This window comes from Microcystis sp. LE19-41.2A (assembly GCF_027530405.1).
In the GTDB taxonomy this organism is placed as follows: Bacteria; Cyanobacteriota; Cyanobacteriia; order Cyanobacteriales; family Microcystaceae; genus Microcystis; species Microcystis aeruginosa.
Genome location: NZ_JAPZQJ010000164.1, coordinates 1 through 3,088 on the forward strand (window position 1 = coordinate 1; position 3,088 = coordinate 3,088).

Annotated in this window: 3 protein-coding genes and 2 pseudogenes; 4 read left to right on the plus strand and 1 reads right to left on the minus strand. The window is 39.2% G+C overall.

The features are described 5' to 3' along the window. Positions 1–201: transposase family protein (locus O9290_RS07015; RefSeq protein WP_288055124.1), on the minus strand; the 201-nt coding region annotated here is incomplete at its 3' end. 201 nt (positions 202–402) lie between these two features. Here O9290_RS07015 and O9290_RS07020 point away from each other — a divergent pair. The 4 genes and pseudogenes from O9290_RS07020 to O9290_RS07035 form a co-directional block, all read left to right on the plus strand. Further along, positions 403–777 carry a hypothetical protein gene (locus O9290_RS07020; protein WP_288055126.1) on the plus strand — a complete coding sequence of 125 codons (375 nt, stop codon included), beginning with the start codon at positions 403–405 and terminating at the stop codon, positions 775–777. Positions 778–1,104: 327 nt separating this feature from the next. Further along, on the plus strand, positions 1,105–1,359 hold the full coding sequence (locus O9290_RS07025) for a transposase (RefSeq protein WP_502846452.1): 255 nt from the start codon (positions 1,105–1,107) through the stop codon (positions 1,357–1,359). 120 nt (positions 1,360–1,479) lie between these two features. Next, positions 1,480–2,142: pseudogene (locus O9290_RS07030) on the plus strand (IS1380 family transposase); the annotation flags it as partial. A 198-nt stretch (positions 2,143–2,340) separates the two neighbouring features. Next, a pseudogene (locus O9290_RS07035) lies at positions 2,341–2,844 on the plus strand (transposase); the annotation flags it as partial. Positions 2,845–3,088 lie beyond the last annotated feature (244 nt).

Below are 3,088 nucleotides of genomic sequence, written 5' to 3' on the forward strand. Positions count from 1 at the left end.
ATAGGTGCGATATTCTCGCCAATATTCTAATGTTATTAGTAGTTGGTCTTCCGTACTCAATTTGCTAGGTCTACCTGTCTTTTTTTGCCAAACTTTTTCTGCCTTTAGGACTGTTACCATATCCTTAAATGTATCTGGATAGAGGCCACACAAGCGTTTGAACTCTGTTGGCTTTAAAGTTTTTACTTGTTCGTAAGTCATCTTTCAATCTTAACTCTTGGACTATAGCGTTTCTGATTCACAAGAGGTACATTCCCGATCCTGAACAGCTTAATCAGCAAAGGTTTAAGTGTGCCGCACAGATGCGAGAACCGCTATATTTTATCCTATTTTGTCTAGACTTATGCAAGAGCTCTAGTTGTTTCTTGGGGGACTAACAGGCTTGATGTTTTTGCCCGTGGGATGGATGATGGTGTTTGGCACAAGTGGTGGGATGGCGTTTCCCCCTGGAAGGGTTGGGAATTATTAGATAAACCAGTGAGTCCATCAATCGTTGTTTCTACTACAAAGAATCAAACTGGTGGAGCCATAAGGGTTAGTGGTAAAGGTTTTACCCCTGGTGGAAGAGTCAAGTTCTATGTTGAGAATCTAGTCAATCAAAAGAATCCATTCCATCTGACGGAAGATCTTGCAGATGCACAGGGACAATTTTCGGAAAAAACTAATTTCTTCCAGGGCAACTGTTGGCGAAATCAAGTTAATCCTGCTGTAATTCGCGCAGTTGATGTGGTGACTGGTGCATCAGCAACAGGGACATCAAATGCTTATACTTGCTAATTATAGCGTTTCCCAATCTCATGAGGTACACCAAAATCTTAACTCCTGACTCCTGACTCCTGACTCCTGACTCCTCAAAACCTAAGACTCTGTACCTCACAACTATAGAAGTTGCTATATTTAGCCTGCATTATTCATGAGAGTAGGGTAAAAAACCCTGAAACCACTACCAGATATAAGTTACAGCGACTTGATCTCAACAACAGTCTGTTTTGTCTCTCCGTCACTGGGCTTTCAGGAGAGAAAATAATGGTTAAAAAAGCAGAAAAAAGGGGACAAAAAACTCTATAATGTTAGGGACAGTAAGAGTTAAAATTTTCGTTGATCATGACTGAGTTTTCTTCTCAACTTTCGCTAAACTTCTTTACCAAAAAACCTTTAGAAGCCAAGTTCTCTCGCCTTGATTTGAGTTCAGATGCGGGGGTACTTCTGGTTAGACAAGCAGAAGAACAACTGAAAATTTGTGAAGGATTAGCAGATTGTTTGGAGGATAATCGAGAGCCGGGTAAAGTAAAACATTCTGGCTCTTCGGTTTGTGTTATGCAATGGACGGGGGTTATAAGGGATGGAACCCTTATATAGAAAGGCATTTAGCGTTTTTTGTCAATTGTTTTTTATCTAGAGCGAACTAATCAATTAAGTCTCTTGCCAGATAAGGATTTAGTCGATTTATGCCCCCCTATCGAACCATAACAAGTAACGAAGAGCCAACATTCTCTACATCAGTTAATTAGTCAACGAGTCTATCAAATAGCATCGGGCTATGAAGATAGCAACGACAGTAACTATTTGCGTGATGATCCTATTTTTAAGATTGCTTGCGATAAAGTTCCGCTTCTAGGAGAAGAATTATTAGCTAGTCAGCCAACGATGAGTCGATGGGAGAATCAGGTAACAAACAGAGAAATCAAAGGAATGCGTCGCTTTTTTGTTGACCAATTCCTCAAAAGTTATTCACAACAACCAGAAGAAATATTGCTAGATATAGATGGCTGGGATGCTTTGACTCATGGGCATCAGCAACTAAGCTTATTTCATGGTTATTATGGACACTATATTTACTTTCCCGTATTAATTAATGAAGCTGGGAGCGGTTACCCGTTAGTTCTACAACTTCGAGCGGGAAATTCTCACCCAGGTAAAGGGGTAGCGGGGATACTAAGATGGCTATTTTGGCGGTTAAGAAAAGCGATGCCAGAAGTGAGAATTATTTGACGAGGAGATGCGGGCTTCTCCTTGCCTGAAATCTTGAAAGTTTGCGAACGCAGTGAAGTTAAATATGTGTTTGGTTATAGTAGTAATGCAGTCTTGAAACAAAAAATTAGTTATCTTCTGGATCAAGCAAGATTACAATATCATCGCACGGGAGAAAAAGGGTTCTTCGTTACTTGGTATGATTCGATCAGGGGGCATAAATCGACTAAATCCTTATAGGGCAAGAGACTTAATTGATTAGTTCGCTCTAGATAAAAAACAATTGACAAAAAACGCTAAATGCCTTTCTATATAAGGGTTTTATCCTTTATAACCCCCCTCCATTGCATAACACAAACCGAAGAACCAGAAAAAGCCCGATTATTTGATGATGTTTATTATGCGGCGGGGACTTGGAAAGAGCCACGACGAGTAGTAATGAAGGCAGAATGGTTAGAAAAAGGGGCTAACCCCAGATTTATCGTTACCAATTTACTCACAGATGCCCAAGAACTCTATGATGATTTTTATGTCCAAAGAGGAGCTAGTTCGGAGCATAGAATTAAAGAATTAAAACTAGGAATCAAAGCTGACAGACTCAGTTGTCAAAAATTTATTGTCAATCAGTTTCGTCTGTTTTTATCTCAAGCTGCTTATATTTTACTGCTGGGGATTCGGCAAGCAGCACAGGGGACAAGATTGGCAAAGGCGACAGTTTCTCGTTTAAAAGAAACTCTTATTAAAACTGCGGCAAAAGTTAGTGTTTCGGTCAGAAAAGTATTAGTTGAGTTAGCAGATCATTGTCCATTTGCTTATGAAATTAGTCTAATTTCACAGCGACTTTCTAGTGGAGTTCAATTAATTTTTTTTTAAAGCCAAGCCTTCCTAGTATTATTGTATATAAATGACAGTTTTAGTCGCTTTTTTAGGCTTTAATTGTTAATTTTGTGCGGTTGATTAAGGATTTTTACTTACTTAGGGCTTGCTGAATAATGGTAAAACCCTTTTAAAATAAGGCTTTTGACCTGTTAAAGTCCGATGTTCATGCTGCGAAAATAGGATTGGGACTTTCAAAAACCTTGCATTATCCTTCTTGTGGTACATCGCTTGGTACAAA